Here is a 17,749-nt window from a genome sequence, read left to right on the forward strand (position 1 = left end):
GTCCCACGGGTCACGAAAAAGCCCCGGCCCCGCCCGCGAGCTGCGGGAACGGGGCCGGGGCCGGTGCGTGCGGGGGCCGGGCGCGGGGCCCGGCGGCGGCCGTGCTCAGACGCCGATGGCCACGGTGGGCTCGCCGGAGGCGATGCCGTCCTTCTCCATCTGCTCGGCGATCTTCATCGCCTCTTCGATGAGGGTCTCCACGATCTTCGACTCGGGGACGGTCTTGATGACCTCGCCCTTCACGAAGATCTGGCCCTTGCCGTTGCCGGAGGCGACGCCGAGGTCGGCCTCGCGGGCCTCGCCCGGGCCGTTCACGACGCAGCCCATGACCGCGACGCGCAGCGGGACCTCCATGCCCGTGAGGCCCGCCGTGACCTCCTCGGCCAGCTTGTAGACGTCCACCTGGGCGCGGCCGCAGGAGGGGCAGGAGACGATCTCCAGGCGGCGGGGCTTGAGGTTCAGCGACTCCAGGATCTGGATGCCGACCTTGATCTCCTCGACCGGCGGGGCCGACAGCGAGACGCGGATGGTGTCGCCGATGCCCTCGGAGAGCAGTGCGCCGAAGGCGACGGCGGACTTGATGGTGCCCTGGAAGGCGGGGCCGGCCTCGGTGACGCCGAGGTGCAGCGGGTACTCGCACTGGGCGGCGAGCTGGCGGTAGGCGTTGACCATGACGACCGGGTCGTTGTGCTTGACCGAGATCTTGATGTCGCTGAAGCCGTGCTCCTCGAAGAGGGAGGCCTCCCACAGCGCGGATTCGACCAGCGCCTCGGGGGTGGCCTTGCCGTACTTCTTCAGCAGTCGCGCGTCGAGGGAGCCGGCGTTGACGCCGATGCGGATCGGGGTGCCCGCGTCCTTGGCGGCCCGCGCGATCTCCTTGACCTTGTCGTCGAACTGCTTGATGTTGCCCGGGTTCACGCGGACGGCGGCGCAGCCGGCGTCGATCGCGGCGAACACGTACTTGGGCTGGAAGTGGATGTCGGCGATGACCGGGATCTGCGACTTCTTCGCGATCACGGCGAGCGCGTCGGCGTCGTCCTGCGTGGGGCAGGCCACGCGCACGATGTCGCAGCCGGAGGCGGTCAGCTCTGCGATCTGCTGGAGCGTGGCGCCGATGTCGGAGGTCCTGGTGGTCGTCATCGACTGCACCGAGATCTGTGAGTCGCCGCCGACGGCCACCGAGCCGACCTGGATCTTGCGGCTGACCCTGCGGTCGGCAAGCTTCGTCGGCACGGCCGGCATTCCGAGAGAGATGGCAGTCATCTGCTGTGCAACCCCAAGGTGTGGATCATGGTCCCGAGATCGGCGGGCTCCAGGCTTCGAGATTACGCCAATCACGGGGGCGCTCACGCATCCGAGGGGCCGGAACACCCGAACGTAGGGAGCCGGGCACGAAGCGTGCCCGGCTCCTCTACGGCTGCTGTACGTCGCGCACGGGTGCGGACGTACTAGGTGATCTTGATCGGGTTCACCACGTCGGCCACGAGCACGAGCAGCGTGAAGCAGACGAACACTCCGGCCACCACGTACGCGGCGGGCATCAGCTTCGCCACGTCGAACGGGCCGGGGTCGGGACGGCGGAACACGCGTGCCACGGTGCGCCGGACCGACTCCCACAGGGCGCCCGCGATGTGACCGCCGTCCAGCGGCAGCAGCGGGAGCATGTTGAACAGGAACAGCGAGAGGTTGAAGAACCCGACGAGCTGGAGGAAGAACACCAGACGCTGCTCGGCCGGGATGTCCAGAGTGGCGATCTCGCCGCTGATCCGGGCCGCGCCGACGATGCCCATCGGGGAGTCGGGCTCGCGCTCGGCTCCGCTGAACGCCGCGTTCCACAGGGCCGGGATCTTGGCGGGCAGCTTGAGCAGCCCCTGGACGCTGTTGTCGGCGACCTCGCCCATGTGGTCCACGGACTGGCCGAAGGACAGGGGCGCGATCTCGCTCTTCGGGCTGAAGCCGAGCCAGCCGGCCGTCACGTACTCGCCCTTGACGTATCCGCCGTGGCCGTCGGTCCTGGCGACCTTGTTCTCGATCAGCTTGACCGGGAGGGTCTGCTGCTGCCCGTCGCGGACCACCGTGACGGTGGCGGGGCCGATGGTGTCGCGGATCTGCTTCTGCAGGGCGGCCCAGTCGGTCACCTTGTGGCCGTTGAACGCCACGATCCGGTCGCCCGCCCGGAGCCCGGCGGCCTTGGCCGGGGCGACCGGGTCGCCGTCCTTGCAGACCTCGCGCTTCTCGCTCTGCTGGATGACGCAGGGCGAGACGGTCGCGACCTGCGTGGTCGTCTGGTTGATGCCGAAGCTCATCCAGACGCCGAAGAAGATCGCCAGAGCCAGCACCAGGTTCATGAACGGGCCCGCGAACATCACGATCACGCGCTTCCACGGCCTGCGCGTGTAGAACAGCCGCGACTCGTCGCCGGCCTGGAGCTCCTCGTAGGCCGCCGAGCGCGCGTCCTCGATCATCGAGCGGAACGGGGAGGTCGACCGGGCGGTCACCTTCCCGTCCTCGCCGGGCGGGAACATCCCGATCATGCGGATGTAGCCGCCCATCGGGATGGCCTTGATCCCGTACTCGGTCTCGCCCTTCTTCCGCGACCAGACGGTCGGGCCGAAACCGACCATGTACTGGGGCACGCGGATGCCGAAGAGCTTGGCCGTGGAGAGATGGCCCAGCTCGTGCCACGCGATGGAGACGAGCAGCCCGAATACGAAGATGAGTATTCCGAGCACCGTCATGAGTGCTGTCATGCGCGCGCCTCCACGGCGGCACGGGCCGCCATCTCCTGTGCCCGGGCCCTGGCCCAGGTCTCCGCTTCGAGGACGTCCGCGACCGTCAGGGAAGTTCCCGCGTCCGGCGTCCCGTGCTCATCGACCACGGCAGAGACCGTATCCATGATTGCTGTGAACGGCAGCCGACCGGCCAGGAACGCCTCGACGCACTCCTCGTTCGCCGCATTGAACACCGCGGGGGCGGTGGAGCCCAGGGTGCCCACGTGCCGGGCCAGTCCCACCGAGGGGAAGGCCTCGGTGTCCAGCGGGAAGAACTCCCAGGTCGACGCCTTGGTCCAGTCGAACGCGGGGGCCGCGTCGGGGACCCGCTGGGGCCAGCCGAGGCCGATCGCGATGGGGCCGCCCATGTCCGGCGGGGTGGCCTGGGCGAGCGTGGAGCCGTCGGAGAACTCCACCATCGAGTGGACGTAGGACTGCGGATGGACCACGACCTCGATGCGGTCGAAGGGGATGTCGTAGAGCAGGTGCGCCTCGATGACCTCCAGCCCCTTGTTGACCAGCGTCGCCGAATTGATGGTGATCACCGGGCCCATGGCCCAGGTGGGGTGCGCGAGGGCGTCCTCGACGGTGACGGCGGCCAGCTCGGCGCGGGTACGGCCGCGGAAGGGCCCGCCGGAGGCGGTGACCACCAGCTTGCGCACGTCGGCCCGGGTGCCGGCGGCGAGGGCCTGGAAGAGGGCCGCGTGCTCGGAGTCGACCGGGATGATCTGGCCGGGCTTCGCGAGGGCCTTGACCAGCGGGCCGCCGACGATCAGCGACTCCTTGTTGGCCAGGGCCAGGGTCCGGCCGGCGCGCAGCGCGGCGAGGGTGGGCGCGAGGCCGATGGAGCCGGTGATGCCGTTGAGGACGGTGTGGCACTCGGAGGCGGCGAGCTCGGTCGCCGCGTCGGGCCCGGCCAGGATCTCGGGCAGCGGCTCCGAAGCGCCGTACTGGGCGTTCAGGGCCTCCTTCAGGGCCGGTACGGCGTCTTCGCGGGCGACGGCCACGGTGTTCACGCGCAGCTGCCGGGCCTGCTCGGCCAGCAGCCCGACGCGTCCGCCGGCGGCGGACAGCGCGGTCACGCGGAACCGGTCCGGGTTGCGCAGGGCGAGGTCGATGGCCTGGGTCCCGATGGAACCGGTGGATCCGAGGATGACGATGTCCCGCCGGCCGGCCGCGGGGTCGAAGAGGAGGTGCGGATCGGCGAGGGGGGCTGGGCGGTCGCTCATGCCCCCCATTGTTGCCGCAACTCAGGGGCGCGTGGACACGGAGTCCCCGTCGGTGACCCGCAGCAGCAGGTGCGGGAGGGTCCCGGCGAAGTCGGGGAGGGTGCGGGCCACCCGCCACCAGGCCTCCGGGTCCTCGCCGAGGGCCAGGGCGAACAGCCGGTCCGCCTCGGCGCGGGCGGCGAGCACGGCCTCCGGGCGGTCGTGCCGGTCGGGGTGGTCCACGTCGCCGAGCCAGTGGTCCTCGTCCAGGGCCCAGCAGGCGGGCAGTTTGTGGCGGACCACGTCGGCGCCGGTGAGCAGGGACCGGTCCAGGCAGTCCCGTACCCAGCGGATGTCCTCCTGCACGGTCTCCATGGGAACGGCGAGGCTGGCCAGGGCGAGTTCCCGCTCCACTCCCCCGGTCGCCGGCTCGGCGGCCGTCGGGGCCAGGTGGCGCACGGCCCGTACGAGGGCCTCGTCGGGCTCCGCGGGGGCGGCCGGGGCGGCCGCGCCGCGGGGCCCGGGCGGGCCCCCGGCGGCCACGGCGGCCACCAGGTCCGGCAGGGACCCCTCGAAGGCGGGGGCGTGCCGCAGCAGTTCGGACCAGAGCCGGGGGTCGTCCCCCAGCGGGGTCAGCGCCCGGGTGACGGCCGTCCGCATGCCGGCCTGTTCGGGCAGCGTCCAGCGCAGGCCCGGACCGGGCGGGAGGTGGCCGAGGAGCAGCGTGTCACGGGCCGGGGCCACGCAGGCGACGAGCTCCTCCTGGGTGAGCCGGCCCATCCGGACGGCGCGGACGGCGGGGCGGTGCCGGGAGCGCGCGCCCCGCGCGGCGGCGGGGGTGGCGAGCAGCGCCCGTACGGTCTCCCCGGGGAGCTCCGCGACGAGCAGCAGCGCCTCGACGGCGCCCGCCGGCAGCGGCTGCCGGGCGTGCTCGGCGGCGAGCTCGGCCGGGTCCAGTACGTACGGCAGGCACAGGACGTCGAGGGCGACGCGGGGCCTGCGTATGCCGTGCCGGCGCAGCAGGCCGATCAGCTCCCCGCTGCTCAGGGGGGACCGCTCGGGGTCCCGGCCGAGCTCCGCGCGCAGTACGGGCAGCAGTTCGGGCGGGGTCTCGCGGCGGGCGTACCGGGCGGGGCCGGGCAGCCCGGGCAGGGGCCGCCCGACGACGCGGGGGTTGCGGGCGATGAAGTGGCGGTCCGCCTCGGTGCCGTGGCGCAGGAGCAGCGTCACGGCCGAGGCGGGGAGCCACTCGTCGCGGCAGAGGTACTTGCGGGTCGGCCGGTCGAGCCGGCCCAGCAGGTCCAGGGCGATGTGGTCCGGTGCGTGGCGCAGGACGTGCGCCACGCACCAGGCCAGCCGCCGGCTGTCCCGGTCTTCCACGGCCGTCGACATCGCTGTCCGCCTTGCCCTCGTGCCGGTGGGCGTACGCACACGCCCACCCGTACCCGTGCGCCCGTACATCAGTGCGCCTGATGCCGATCCTCTCAGGTCAGCGGAGGGGACGGTGCTCGTTTTTGTGAGTCGAGGGGCCGGGAGCGGCGTCCGCGATCCAGGGGCCGTCCCCCGAGGGGTCGAGCACGCCCTCCTCAAGCCAGGTGTAGGTGCCGGAGAGCACCCCCGCGACGACCTTGCGGTCCAGGTCGTCGGTGTTGGACCAGAGCCGGCCGAAGAGCTCCTCGACACGGATCCGGGACTGCCGGCAGAAGGCGTCCGCCAGCTGATAGGCCTCGCGGCCGTGGTCCCCGGAGGCCCGCAGGTGCTCGGCGCGCACGCAGGCCGCGCTCATCGCGAAGAGCTCGGCGCCGATGTCGACGATCCGGCCGAGGAAGCCCTGCTTGGTCTCCATGCGGCCCTGCCAGCGGGACATCGCGTAGAAGGTGGACCGGGCGAGTTTGCGGGCGCTGCGCTCGACGTAGCGCAAGTGGACGGAGAGGTCGGGGTGGCCGCCCGGGTGGAAGGCCCGGTAGGTGCCGGGGACGTGGCCGGGACCGGTGGCCAGCTTGGGCAGCCAGCGGGCGTAGAACCCGGCGGCGCGGGCTCCGGCCTTGGCCTTGTCGCCGAGCGCCTTCTCGGGATCGATGAGGTCGCCGGCGACCGACAGGTGGGCGTCCACGGCCTCGCGGGCGATCAGCAGGTGCATGATCTCGGTGGAGCCCTCGAAGATGCGGTTGATGCGCAGGTCGCGCAGCATCTGCTCGGCGGGGACGGCCCGCTCGCCGCGGGCGGCCAGCGATGCGGCGGTCTCGAAGCCGCGCCCGCCGCGGATCTGGACGAGCTCGTCGGCCATCAGGCAGGCCATCTCGCTGCCGTAGAGCTTGGCGAGGGCGGCCTCGATGCGGATGTCGTTGCGGTCCTCGTCGGCCATCTGGGAGGCCAGGTCCACGACGGCTTCGAGGGCGAAGGTGGTGGCGGCGATGAAGGAGATCTTGGCGCCGACCGCCTCGTGCCGGGCGACCGGGCGGCCCCACTGCTCGCGGACGGCGGACCATTCGCGGGCGATCTTCAGGCACCACTTCCCGGCGCCGACGCACATGGCGGGCAGGGACAGCCGGCCGGTGTTCAGCGTGGTCAGCGCGATCTTCAGGCCGGCGCCCTCGGCGCCGATGCGCTGCCCGGCGGGCACCCGCACCCGGTGGAAGCGGGTGACGCCGTTCTCCAGGCCGCGCAGGCCCATGAAGGCGTTGCGGTGCTCGACGGTGATGCCGGGGGAATCGGCCTCGACGACGAAGGCGGTGATCCCGCCGCGGTGGTTCTCCGACTTCGGCACGCGGGCCATCACCACCAGCAGGTCCGCGACGACCCCGTTGGTGGTCCAGAGCTTCACCCCGTCGAGGACGTACGCGTCCTCCCCGTCCGGGACGGCGGTGGTGGCCAGGCGCGCCGGGTCGGAGCCGACGTCCGGCTCGGTCAGCAGGAAGGCGCTGATGGCGGTGGTCGCGCAGCGCGGCAGGAAGGTTTCCTTCTGCTCCTGCGTGCCGAACATCTTCAGCGGCTGCGGGACGCCGATCGACTGGTGCGCGGAGAGCAGGGCCCCGATGGCGGGGCTGACGGAGCCGACGAGGGCCAGCGCCTTGTTGTAGTACACCTGGGTGAGGCCCAGGCCCCCGTACTTGGGGTCGATCTTCATGCCGAGGGCGCCGAGTTCCTTGAGCCCGCGCACGGTCTCGTCGGGGATCTTGGCCTCGCGCTCGATGCGCGCGCTGTCGATCTCGGTCTCGCAGAACGCCCGCAGCCGGGCCAGGAAGGCCTCGCCGCGCCGGACGTCCTCGTCCGCGGGCATCGGGTGCGGGTGGATCAGGTCGAGGCGGAAGTGCCCCAGGAAGAGTTCCTTGGCGAAGCTGGGCTTGCGCCAGTCCTGTTCCCGGGCCGCTTCCGCGACCTGCCGTGCCTCGCGCTCGGTCACCTTGGGCTGTACGGGCTGTGTTGCGGACATGAGGGGGCTCACCTCGCCGCCGGAGTCGGTGGTACCGGCCTACTGGCCGGTGCTACCTGTGAGTCGTACCCACTCCGTGCCCGCGGGAAAAGGGGGACGGCCGGAGCCCCCGCACAGTGGGCTCCGGCCGTCGGCTTTTTGGCCGTACGCGAATCAGATGTCGAGGCCGGTCAGGACCAGGACTCGCTCGTACGTGTAGTCGTCCATCGCATAGCGGACACCCTCGCGGCCGACACCCGACTGCTTGACGCCGCCGTACGGCATCTGGTCGGCGCGGTAGGACGGCGCGTCGCCGACGATCACGCCGCCGACCTCCAGCTCGCGGTGGGCGCGGAAGGCGGTCTGGATGTTGCGGGTGAAGACACCGGTCTGGAGGCCGAACTTCGAGTCGTTGACGGCGGCGAAGGCCTCGTCGGTGTTCTCGACCCTGGTCAGCGTCAACACCGGCCCGAAGACCTCCTCGACGGCGAGGGTGGTGTCGGCCGGCAGGTCGGCGATCACGGTCGGCTCGTACGAGGCGCCCTCGCGCTTGCCGCCGGTGAGCAGCTTGGCCCCGGCGGAGACGGCCTCGTCGACCCAGGACTCCACGCGCTTGGCGGCGTCCTCGGAGACCAGGGGGCCGACGTCGGTGGCGGAGTCGGACGGGTCGCCGGTGACCTGCTCCTGGACCTTCGCGACGACCTTCTCGACGAGGCGGTCGTAGACGGAGGCGTCGGCGATCACGCGCTGCACGGAGATGCAGGACTGGCCGGCCTGGTAGTTCGAGAAGGTCGCGATGCGGGTCGCGGCCCAGTCGAGGTCGGCCTCGGAGGACCAGTCGTCCAGGACCACGGCGGCGGCGTTTCCGCCGAGCTCCAGGGTGCAGTGCTTGTGGGGCACCGACTGCTGGATGGCGTAGCCGACCTTGTCGGAGCCGGTGAAGGAGATGACGGGCAGGCGCTCGTCCTTCACCAGGGCCGGCATCTTGTCGTTGGCGACCGGCAGGACCGACCAGGAGCCGGCCGGGAGGTCGGTCTCGGCGAGCAGCTCGCCCAGGATCAGGCCGGAGAGCGGGGTGGCCGGGGCCGGCTTCAGGATGATCGGCGCGCCGACGGCGATGGCGGGGGCCACCTTGTGGGCGCACAGGTTCAGCGGGAAGTTGAACGGCGCGATGCCGAGGACCGGGCCCTTGACGAAGCGGCGGGTCAGGGCGAGACGGCCGACGCCACCGGCGTCGGTGTCGAGGCGCTGGGCCTCTCCGCCGTTGAAGCGGCGGGCCTCTTCGGCGGCGAAGCGGAACACGGACACGGCACGGCCGACCTCACCGCGGGCCCACTTGATCGGCTTGCCGTTCTCGGCCGAGATCAGCTGGGCGATCTCCTCGGTGCGCTCGGCGAGGCGCTTGGACACGTGGTCCAGGGCGGCGGCACGGACGTGGGCGGGAGTCGCGGAGAACTCCGCCGTCACGGCGTACGCCGCGGCCACGGCCTCTTCGACCTGGGCGTCGGTGGGCACGCTGACGGTTCCGACGAGCCGGTTGTCCCACGGGGAGTGGACGTCGAAGCTGTCCTCGCCGGTGGCCTGGCGGCCGGCGAGCCAGAAGGCGTGGGTGGAAGTCATGCGAATCCCGGCCCTTCGAGTGTGTGCGGGGTCCTTGTCCCCTCCACCGTAGGACTCCGTCCGGGTTTCGGCGTTTAGCCGGGGTGGAGTGTGCGGAGCCCCGCCCGCGCCGCTTTGTCAGTGTCGGGGCGGGGCGTGGGCGAGACAGACCTAGGCGGCGGGCGAGGTGGCCTTCAGGGCGAGCCACAGCTCCATGCGGACGTCCGGGTCGTCGAGGGAGCGCCCGAGGATCTCCTCGACCCTGCGCATCCGGTAGCGCAGCGTGTGCCGGTGCACCCCGAGGTCGGCCGCCGCCGCGTCCCACTGCCCGTGTCGCGAGAGCCACGCCCGCAGCGAGGCCACCAGGTCCCCGCGCCCCTTCTCGTCGTGCTCGCGCAGCGCCCGCAGCGTGCCGTCCGCGAACGCCCGTACCGCCTCGTCCGCGAGCAGCGGCAGCACCGAGCCCGCCGCCAGGTCCTCGTGCTCCACCATCGGCCGCCCCCGCCGCCGGGCCACGGCCAGCGCCTGGTCGGCCTGTTTGAACGCCGCCGCCACCCCGGAGGGCGCCGCGGCGGCCGACAGCCCGACCACCAGTTCGTCCGGCTCCGGACCGGTCGCCTCCCGCCCCCGCCGCGCCTCCAGCGCCTCCGCGTGGTCCACGGACGCCTGCACCGCCGCGCCCCCGTCGGCCGCCAGCACCACCAGCCGCCCCTCCTCCGGCACCACCAGCAGCGCCTCGCCCGCCCGGGCCGCCGCCGACTCCACCGCGTCGGCCAGCAGCGCCAGCCCCTCCGGCTGCGCCGTGCCCGCCAGCGCCGGCTCGGCCACGATGAGCCGGAACGGCGCCTCCAGAAGCGCCCCGTACAGGTCACCGGCCACGGCCTTCGCGTGCTCGGCCTCCCCGTCCAGGAGCATCCGCAGCACCGCCGCCCCCAGCCGCGACTCGGCGTGGTGCAGCGACCGCGACCGCTCGGTGGTCAGGGTCAGCAGCGCCACCGCCGAGTGCACCGCGTACCGCTCGGCCGTGCCCAGCGGGGCCCCGGTGCCCACGGCGAGCGCGCCGCGGGCGCGCCGGCCCGTGCCGAGGGACTGGAGCTCGACGCGGTCCTCCGAACCGCCCACCACGGCGCTCGCGGGTGCCGGCCGCTCCCGCAGCCGCTCCACGTCGGGGGTCAGCCGGGCGGCCCGCCGCGCGGCCCACTCCGGGGCGGCCGCGACCACCGCCCCCGAGGTGTCGTACAGGGCGGCCCAGCCGTGCACGTGCGCCGCCAGCTTCGCCAGCAGCTCGGCGGGTCCGTCGGCGGAGAGCGCGGCCCGGGTCAGCTCCCGCTGCGCCTCGAAGCCCGCCGTCACCGCGCGGTACTGGTCGGCGGCCAGCGCCGCCGAGACGGCCTTGCTGATCGCGAGGAACGGGGTCCTGCGCGGCACCTCCAGCAGCGGCAGGTCCTCGGCCCGCGCGGCTTCCACCAGGGCCTCGGGGACCGCCTCGTAGTTCACGCCGACGGCGAAGCCGATGCCGACGACCCCGGCCGCGGCGAGGCGGCGTACGTAGCGGCGCATCTCCTCGGGATCCTCCGCGTCCACCTTCATCGCGGTGATCAGGAGCAGCTCGCCGCCCTCCATGTAGGGGACGGGATCGGCGAGCTCGCTGACGTGGGCCCAGCGCACCGGGGTGTCGAGGCGGTCCTCCCCCGCCCGGACGCTGAGCTTGAGCGCCGAGTGCTGGACGAGTGAGGCGAGCGTGAGCGGCATCGGGTACCAGGGGCCTTAGAGGGGGGAGGGGGTGCGGCAGAAAGGAGCGGCGGGGGAAAGCGGGGGAATTTCGCCTTGTCGTATGAACGGCTCCCCTCGATTCTGCCACCTCGTACGGGTCGGCTCAGCCCGCGGAGACCAGCCGCACCAGCAGCGGAGCCGCCCGCTCCCCCTTGACCGAGGTCAGCGAGAGCACGGCGTGCCCCGGGGGAACGGTGTTGGCGAGGGCCGAGGCCGACCAGCGCTCGCGCTCCACCTGTCGCACCGTGACCGCGTCGGTCGTCACCGCCTTGCCGGTGATGAGCTTGCGGACGGCGTGCACCGCCCGGGTGAAGGGCTGGTCCGCGTAGACCGTCCGGCTCGTGACGTCCCGCGTCTCGACCAGCTCGGTGCCCCAGGCGTCGGCGAACCGCTTGCCGTCCCAGGTGGTGACCCCGGAGAAGGCGATCCGGCAGCCGACCGCACCGAGCAGCGGTGTCCTGAGCGCTTCGGGCACGTCGTCCAGGGTGCGCAGCGCGAGCAGGACCCCGGCGTTCGCCGTGCGCAGCCTCTGCACCGCGCGCACGGCATCGGGGGTGAGGGTGTGCGAGGCGTCGTCGAGGGCGAGGAAGGCGAAGAGGGAGCGGTCGGCCCGGGCCGCGGCGGAGGCGTTGAACTGTACGAGCAGCAGCCTGGCCAGCAGCCGGGACGCGTCGGGGTGACCGCGCTCCGGGAGGTCGACGCGGACCCGGATCGGATGTTCGAGGGCGCGCATGGAGAACGGCCGGCCGGTGGCGGCGCTGTCGAAGAAGCCGTGGAAGGCGGGCCGGTCGAGCAGCGCCACGCGGTCGGCGAGGGCCGGGCCCGGATCGCCGTGGGCGGTGTGCTGGCGGACCCGGGCGTCGAGCTCGCGCAGCATCGTCGGGTGCCCGGCGCTCTCCAGCTCCCGGCGCAGTTCCGCCAGGGCGGCCGGCAGCTGGTCGAGGAGCGCCCGCAGCTCGGGGACGGTGGGGAAGCGGCCGTACGCGGCCCGGAAGGGGCCCAGGATCTGGGCGAGGGCGGTGGCGGCCCGGCGTACGTCGATCCCCGGCGCGTCCCCGACGAAGGCGTCGGCGAGGAGGGAGGCGGCCTCGTCCGGGTCGGTGGCGCCGCCGTAGAGGTCGAGGTCGTGGACGGACGCGGGGTCACCGGGGCGGACCACGATGTCGTAGGCCTCGTCGGGTCCCAGCGGGCTTCCGGCGGCGCCGACGACGACCACGGCCGCCTGTCCGGCGAGGGCCTGGAGCGCCAGGGATTCGACGACCGGCCTGACCAGCAGGCTCGTCTTCCCCGCGCCCGAGGGTCCGACGGCGAGGACCGAGGTGCCCAGGACCTGCGGGTCCAGCGCGAACCCGGTGCCGCGCCGCTCGTACGGGTTGGGCTCGGCGTCGGTGACCCGGCCGAGGCGGACCTGCGCGACCGCCAGGTCGTGGGAGGCGGTGCGCAGCGGCAGGTCGCGCGCGCCCGAGGGGTGGCCGCAGGCGGCCGCGCCCTTGGCCCGCACGGCCTGGTCGAAGGCGTCGCGGCGCGAGGGGTCCGACACCACGGACTCCCAGGCGCGGCGGATCCGCGCGGAGTCGACGTCGTTCATGCGGCCCGCTTCGGCTTCGGCGGCCAGCCGGTCGGCGGACTCGCCCAGTCCGGCGGCGCGCAGTTGCGGCCAGCCGACCGGATCCTGCGGCCCGCCCGGCTCCGCCGCCGCGTCCGGGGCGGCCGCGGGCGCGGCGGCCGGGGACAGGAGGCCCGCCGCCAGGTCGGCCCAGCCGCCGAGGCGGCCGAAGACGAGGATGAGGGGGAGGTAGATCAGGGCGTACAGGGCGTACGTGATCACCGAGGCGGCGGTGCTGCCGAGCTCCGCGTACGGCAGGTGCCCGAACGCCAGGGGGTACACCGGCAGGGTCTGGTTCTCGATCAGCAGCACCACGACGAGGGCGGCGGCCGCCGAGCCCAGCGCCCGGAACCAGGGCCCCCGGGCCGCGACCAGCCGGTCGAAGGCGGCCCGCCAGCCGCCCATCTTGGCGAAGGCGAGGAACATGCCCACGGTGCCGAGCAGTTCGTAGAGCTCCAGGGCCGCCATGCCGCGGTGGTCGACCGGGGCGCGCGTCAGGCCGTCGGTCCACCATCCGGCGGGGGTGAAGAAATAGAGGGGAGCCCCGAGGAAGGGGAGCTCTCCGGCGACGAAGAGCCGCCAGCAGACGAAGTAGACGAGGAAGGCGATGACGACCCGGGTCAGCACCGAGCGCTCGGAGCCGGCGGGCTTCGGCCCGGCCGGGATGTAGGCGTAACGCCAGACGCCCGGCTCGGCCGCCGGGCGGGGGGCGCGAAGCCAGGCGGCGAAGGGGGACTGGGCCGGCAACGCGGACCCGGCCCCCGCGCGGGGTGCGTGGGCGGGGGGCGGCGGAGCCTTGGCCGGCCGGGGCGGGAGCACGGGCGGCGGTCCGGCGGGGCGGGGCACGTGGCCCGCGGCGGTCACCCCGTCGGGCGCGCCGGCGGGCCCGCCGTGGCTGTGGCCGTACGTGCCGTCGGTGTCCATGAAACCCCTGCCCCCTGCCCGTGCCTGCGCTGCGTCGCTCAATGTAGTTGCCCGCAGGCGCCCGTGGGCCCCGTACGGGCCCCTGTCTCCGCAGCGTCCACAAGACAGGCGGCGGCTCCTTCCTATGGCCGTCGCGGACAAGGACACGCGGGCACCACTCCCGAACGGAGCATGCAGTACCCCCTCCCCCGGGCCTAGCCTGCGGACAAAGACACAAGTGCGTCCGAAAACACCCCCCAGGAGCCCTCTATGACCGCTGTTCCGCAGGAGCGCAAGATCGTCACCGCGATCCCCGGCCCCAAGTCGCAGGAGCTGCAGGCCCGCCGTCTGCAGACGGTGGCCGGTGGCGTGGGCTCCGTGCTCCCCGTCTTCACGGCCCGCGCCGGCGGCGGCATCATCGAGGACGTCGACGGCAACCGCCTGATCGACTTCGGTTCGGGCATCGCCGTGACCTCCGTCGGCGCCTCCGCCGAGGCCGTCGTGCGCCGCGCCTCCGCGCAGCTCGCGGACTTCACCCACACCTGCTTCATGGTCACGCCGTACGAGGGCTACGTCGAGGTCTGCGAGGCGCTGGCCGAGCTGACCCCGGGCGACCACGCGAAGAAGTCGGCGCTGTTCAACTCCGGTGCCGAGGCCGTCGAGAACGCCGTCAAGATCGCCCGCGCGTACACCAAGCGCCAGGCCGTCGTCGTCTTCGACCACGGCTACCACGGCCGTACGAACCTGACGATGGCGCTGACCTCGAAGAACATGCCGTACAAGAACGGCTTCGGCCCGTTCGCCCCCGAGGTCTACCGCGTCCCGGTCGCCTACGGCTACCGCTGGCCCACCGGTGCCGAGAACTGCGGCCCCGAGGCCGCCGCCCAGGCGATCGACCAGATCACCAAGCAGATCGGCGCCGACAACGTCGCCGCGATCATCATCGAGCCGGTCCTCGGCGAGGGCGGCTTCATCGAGCCGGCCAAGGGCTTCCTGCCGGCGATCGTGAAGTTCGCCAACGAGAACGGCATCGTCTTCGTCGCCGACGAGATCCAGTCCGGCTTCTGCCGCACCGGCCAGTGGTTCGCGTGCGAGGACGAGGGCATCGTCCCGGACCTGATCACCACCGCCAAGGGCATCGCGGGCGGTCTGCCGCTCGCCGCCGTGACGGGCCGCGCCGAGATCATGGACGCCGCGCACGCGGGCGGCCTGGGCGGCACCTACGGCGGCAACCCGGTGGCCTGCGCGGGTGCGCTGGGCTCCATCGAGACGATGAAGGAGCTCGACCTCAACGCCGCGGCGAAGAAGATCGAGTCCGTCATGAAGGCCCGCCTGACGGCCATGCAGGAGAAGTACGACATCATCGGCGACATCCGCGGCCGCGGTGCGATGATCGCGATCGAGCTCGTCAAGGACCCGGTCTCCAAGACCCCGTTCCCGGAGGCGGCCGGCGCGCTCGCCAAGGCCTGCCACGCCGAGGGCCTGCTCGTCCTCACCTGTGGCACCTACGGCAACGTGCTCCGCTTCCTGCCGCCGATCGTCATCGGCGAGGACCTGCTGAACGAGGGCCTGGACCTCATCGAGGCGGCGTTCGCGGCCATCGGCACGGACGTCTGAGCTAGCTTCCGAACACAGGAGCCCGCCGCTACCCCCGGTAACGGGCAGGCGCTGTGAAGAAGATGTGGGGGGCCGATGGCAGGAGCGCGTTCCTGCTGTCGGTCCCCTTTTCGCTGCCGTACGGTTTCTGCAGATGAGTGAGACACCCCGCTCCCGGGAAACCGGTGGCGACACCAGTACCGGGCTTCCCCAGCGCCGCACTGGGCCTGCGTTCGCGCACACTCCTCACCGATCGGACGGCCGTTCGCCCCAAACCCCCCGGGGCGCTCGGCAACCCGATCCGGGCGGCCGTCCCGGAACCATCCCCCCTGTTCCGGGACGGCCGGCCATCCTCCTCCTTCTCTCCCTGCTGGGGCTCGCCCTGACGACCTGGCAGGTCCTGGTGTCGGGTCCGCTGCTCACGCCGGACGAGCGCCTCAGCCGCGCCCTGGTCCGCACGGTCCCCGACTCCGTCACCGAGCGCCTCTCCGACCTCGGCAACGTCCCGGTCGCCGTACCCGTCCTGGTCCTGGCGATGGCGTACTCCGTCCGCCGCTCGCGGACCTGGGCCCCGGCACTGACGGCCGGACTGGCGATGGCCCTGGTTCCGGCCGTGATCGTGCCGCTGAAGGAGTGGACCGCCCGCCCGGGGCCCCTGGAGCCGTGGGCCGCCGGCTACTTCCCCTCGGGCCACACGGCGACCTCGGCCGTCGCGTACATCGGCGCGGCCCTGCTGGTCTCCCCGTACGCGCGCCGTCCGTGGCCGATGGCCGTGGCCCTCCTGCTGACCGCCGCAACCGCCGCCGGCCTGATCCTGCGCGGCTGGCACTGGCCCGTGGACGTCCTGGCCAGCTGCTTCCTGTGCACCCTCCTGCTGGTGCCCGTCGCCCGCGCCGTCCGCCGCGCCGCCGGACCCCGCGTCCGCTCCGATCGCGGCTGACGGCGCGGGCCGGTCCGGCCCCGAGGGGCACGGACCGGCCGGACGGGCGGCGGTCAGCCGCCGAAGTAGGCGTCGAAGTTCTTCGAGAACTCCCAGGCGCCGAAGCGGTCCCAGTTGATCGACCAGGTCATCAGGCCGCGCAGGGCGGGCCAGGTGCCGTGGGTCTGGTAGGTCCCGCAGTTCGCCTTCCTCGTCAGGCAGTCCAGGGCCGTGTTCACCTCGGCGGGCGGGGTGTGCCCGTTGCCCGCGTTGGTGGTGGCCGGGAGGCCGATGGCCACCTGGTCGGGGCGCAGCGGCGGGAAGACGCGCGCCGCGTTGCCCGCGACCGGGAAACCGGTGAGCAGCATGTCGGTCATGGCGATGTGGAAGTCGGCGCCGCCCATGGAGTGGTACTGGTTGTCGAGGCCCATGATCGAGCCCGAGTTGTAGTCCTGGACGTGGAGCAGGGTGAGGTCGTCGCGCAGGGCGTGGATGACGGGGAGGTAGGCGCCGGCGCGCGGGTCCTGGCCGCCCCAGGGGCCGGAGCCGTAGTACTGGTAGCCCAGCTGGACGAAGAAGGTCTCGGGGGCCATGGTCAGGACGAAGTCCGGGCCGTACCTGGCCTTGAGCGTCTTCACGGCGGCGATCAAGTTGGTGATCACGGGGGTGGTGGGGGCCCTGAAGTCGGTGTCCCCCGTCGCGAGGGAGAGCGAGTGGCCCTCGAAGTCGATGTCGAGCCCGTTGAGCCCGTACTCGTCGATGATCTTGCTGACCGAGGAGACGAAGGTGTCGCGGGCGGCCGTGGTGGCGAGCTGGACCTGGCCGTTCTGGCCGCCGATCGAGATCAGCACCTTCTTGCCCGCCGCCTGCTTGGCCTTGACGGCCGCCTTGAACTCGGCCGCCGTCTCCGCGTTCGGGCATTCAACGACCGGGCAGAGCGAGAAGCGGATGTCCCCCGAGGTCACCGACGTCGGTTCGCCGAAGGCGAGGTTGATGACGTCCCAGGATGCGGGCACGTCGGCCATCCGCATGTAGCCGGAGCCGTTGGCGAAGCTCGCGTGGAGGTAGCCGACCAGGGCGTGGGTCGGCAGGCCGGGGTTGCCCGGGCCGCCTCCGCCGCTCGTGGTGGAGGCGGTGACCGGGGCGCTCTTCGGGGACTCGCCGGCCGCGTTCACCGCGCCGACCCGGAAGGTGTACGAGGTGGACGCGGCGAGCCCGGTGACCGTCGTCGAGGTCCCCGTGACGCTCACGGGCGCGGCGCCGTCCCGGTAGAGCGTGTACGAAGTGGCGCCGGAGGTGGCCGACCAGGAGAGGTTCAGGCTGCTCGCGGTGGCGCCGGAGGCGGTCAGGCCGGTGGGGGCGGCCGGGGGCTGGGGCTGGCCAGGTCCGGTGCCGCCCGGGTCGGGGCCGACGAGCGTGACGTCGTCCGTGAGGTGGGCGCCCTGTCCGTACCAGCCGTGCGTGTAGATCGTCACGGAGGTGGTGGCCGCACCCGTACGGAACGTCGTGCTCAGCTGCTTCCAGGCACCCGGTGTCTGCGTCCAGGTGGACACGTCGGTGGTGCCGGTCCCGGCCGCGCCGAGGTAGACGTACGCGCCCTGCACCCAGGCGGCCAGCGTGTACGCCGAGTCGGGCTTGACGGTGACGGTCTGGGAGCAGCGGGCGTTGTCCTGGCCGGCCGGGGTGGCCTTGAGGGCGGAACTCCCGCCGTGGACGGGGGTGGTGACCACGGATCCGCTGGCGGCCGAGCAGCTCCAGCCGTCGAGTCCGGCTTCGAAGCCGCCGTTGCGGGCGAGGTCGGCGTCGGCCGCCGCGGCCGGCGGGCCCGCGGCGAGGAAGGCGGCCACCGCGAGGGCGGCCGCGGTAACGAAGGACATGCGTCTGCGCACAACTGCCTCCGGAGCATGGGGGGATGGAGCCAGGCCGCCGGGGATGCGGCAGCGGCGCCCAACATGGTCCAGA

At 73.0% G+C, this 17,749-nt stretch carries 11 protein-coding genes; 2 read left to right on the forward strand and 9 right to left on the reverse strand.

Annotated features, from left to right (window positions below):
• Positions 1 to 105: 105 nt before the first annotated feature.
• The 8 genes from ispG to ACFYXV_RS00215 all read right to left on the reverse strand — a co-directional run bounded on the left by ispG (position 106) and on the right by ACFYXV_RS00215 (position 13,293).
• Positions 106 to 1,263 (reverse strand): flavodoxin-dependent (E)-4-hydroxy-3-methylbut-2-enyl-diphosphate synthase, encoded by a 1,158-nt coding sequence (gene ispG, locus ACFYXV_RS00180; protein WP_053693180.1) that lies wholly within the window; start codon positions 1,261 to 1,263, stop codon positions 106 to 108.
• 185 nt (positions 1,264 to 1,448) lie between these two features.
• Positions 1,449 to 2,750 (reverse strand): M50 family metallopeptidase, encoded by a 1,302-nt coding sequence (locus ACFYXV_RS00185; RefSeq protein WP_385468216.1) that lies wholly within the window; start codon positions 2,748 to 2,750, stop codon positions 1,449 to 1,451.
• The gene (dxr, locus tag ACFYXV_RS00190) at positions 2,747 to 4,000 is read right to left on the reverse strand and encodes a 1-deoxy-D-xylulose-5-phosphate reductoisomerase (protein WP_385468213.1); all 1,254 of its coding nucleotides are present in this window, start codon (positions 3,998 to 4,000) and stop codon (positions 2,747 to 2,749) included. Before dxr ends, ACFYXV_RS00185 begins: the two co-directional genes overlap by 4 nt.
• Before the next feature lie 21 nt (positions 4,001 to 4,021).
• Positions 4,022 to 5,371, reverse strand: a complete 1,350-nt coding sequence (locus tag ACFYXV_RS00195; RefSeq protein WP_389381675.1) for a hypothetical protein — start codon at positions 5,369 to 5,371, stop codon at positions 4,022 to 4,024.
• A 97-nt stretch (positions 5,372 to 5,468) separates the two neighbouring features.
• Positions 5,469 to 7,412 carry an acyl-CoA dehydrogenase family protein gene (locus ACFYXV_RS00200; RefSeq protein ID WP_389381676.1) on the reverse strand — a complete coding sequence of 648 codons (1,944 nt, stop codon included), beginning with the start codon at positions 7,410 to 7,412 and terminating at the stop codon, positions 5,469 to 5,471.
• A gap of 153 nt (positions 7,413 to 7,565) precedes the next feature.
• The gene (locus tag ACFYXV_RS00205; RefSeq protein WP_389381677.1) at positions 7,566 to 9,011 is read right to left on the reverse strand and encodes an aldehyde dehydrogenase family protein; all 1,446 of its coding nucleotides are present in this window, start codon (positions 9,009 to 9,011) and stop codon (positions 7,566 to 7,568) included.
• A 150-nt stretch (positions 9,012 to 9,161) separates the two neighbouring features.
• Positions 9,162 to 10,742 (reverse strand): PucR family transcriptional regulator, encoded by a 1,581-nt coding sequence (locus tag ACFYXV_RS00210; RefSeq protein WP_385468201.1) that lies wholly within the window; start codon positions 10,740 to 10,742, stop codon positions 9,162 to 9,164.
• A gap of 124 nt (positions 10,743 to 10,866) precedes the next feature.
• On the reverse strand, positions 10,867 to 13,293 hold the full coding sequence (locus ACFYXV_RS00215) for an ATP/GTP-binding protein (RefSeq protein WP_389381678.1): 2,427 nt from the start codon (positions 13,291 to 13,293) through the stop codon (positions 10,867 to 10,869).
• Between the two features lie 249 nt (positions 13,294 to 13,542).
• On the opposite strand from ACFYXV_RS00215, the gene gabT reads away from it, so the two are divergent.
• Complete coding sequence (gabT, locus tag ACFYXV_RS00220; RefSeq protein ID WP_383343407.1) at positions 13,543 to 14,889, forward strand: 4-aminobutyrate--2-oxoglutarate transaminase; 1,347 nt, start codon at positions 13,543 to 13,545, stop codon at positions 14,887 to 14,889.
• A gap of 382 nt (positions 14,890 to 15,271) precedes the next feature.
• Entirely contained in the window at positions 15,272 to 15,808 is a 537-nt protein-coding gene (locus ACFYXV_RS00225) for a phosphatase PAP2 family protein (protein ID WP_385468195.1), read from the forward strand.
• 53 nt (positions 15,809 to 15,861) lie between these two features.
• On the opposite strand, the gene ACFYXV_RS00230 is transcribed toward ACFYXV_RS00225, so the two are convergent.
• The gene (locus ACFYXV_RS00230; protein WP_389381679.1) at positions 15,862 to 17,664 is read right to left on the reverse strand and encodes a chitinase; all 1,803 of its coding nucleotides are present in this window, start codon (positions 17,662 to 17,664) and stop codon (positions 15,862 to 15,864) included.
• Between the last annotated feature and the right edge of the window lie 85 nt (positions 17,665 to 17,749).

Origin of the sequence: Streptomyces sp. NPDC002181, assembly GCF_042890485.1 — a bacterium.
GTDB lineage: Bacteria > Actinomycetota > Actinomycetes > Streptomycetales > Streptomycetaceae > Streptomyces.

Bases quoted from the DNA above. Each gene is read 5' to 3' on its own strand.
- ACFYXV_RS00185 (WP_385468216.1), bottom strand. From the start codon at position 2,750: ATGACAGCACTCATGACGGTGCTCGGAATACTCATCTTCGTATTCGGG.
- ispG (WP_053693180.1), bottom strand. From the start codon at position 1,263: ATGACTGCCATCTCTCTCGGAATGCCGGCCGTGCCGACGAAGCTTGCC.
- ACFYXV_RS00210 (WP_385468201.1), bottom strand. From the start codon at position 10,742: ATGCCGCTCACGCTCGCCTCACTCGTCCAGCACTCGGCGCTCAAGCTC.
- ACFYXV_RS00230 (WP_389381679.1), bottom strand. From the start codon at position 17,664: ATGTCCTTCGTTACCGCGGCCGCCCTCGCGGTGGCCGCCTTCCTCGCC.
- ACFYXV_RS00200 (WP_389381676.1), bottom strand. From the start codon at position 7,412: ATGTCCGCAACACAGCCCGTACAGCCCAAGGTGACCGAGCGCGAGGCA.
- gabT (WP_383343407.1), top strand. From the start codon at position 13,543: ATGACCGCTGTTCCGCAGGAGCGCAAGATCGTCACCGCGATCCCCGGC.
- ACFYXV_RS00215 (WP_389381678.1), bottom strand. From the start codon at position 13,293: ATGGACACCGACGGCACGTACGGCCACAGCCACGGCGGGCCCGCCGGC.
- dxr (WP_385468213.1), bottom strand. From the start codon at position 4,000: ATGAGCGACCGCCCAGCCCCCCTCGCCGATCCGCACCTCCTCTTCGAC.
- ACFYXV_RS00195 (WP_389381675.1), bottom strand. From the start codon at position 5,371: ATGTCGACGGCCGTGGAAGACCGGGACAGCCGGCGGCTGGCCTGGTGC.
- ACFYXV_RS00205 (WP_389381677.1), bottom strand. From the start codon at position 9,011: ATGACTTCCACCCACGCCTTCTGGCTCGCCGGCCGCCAGGCCACCGGC.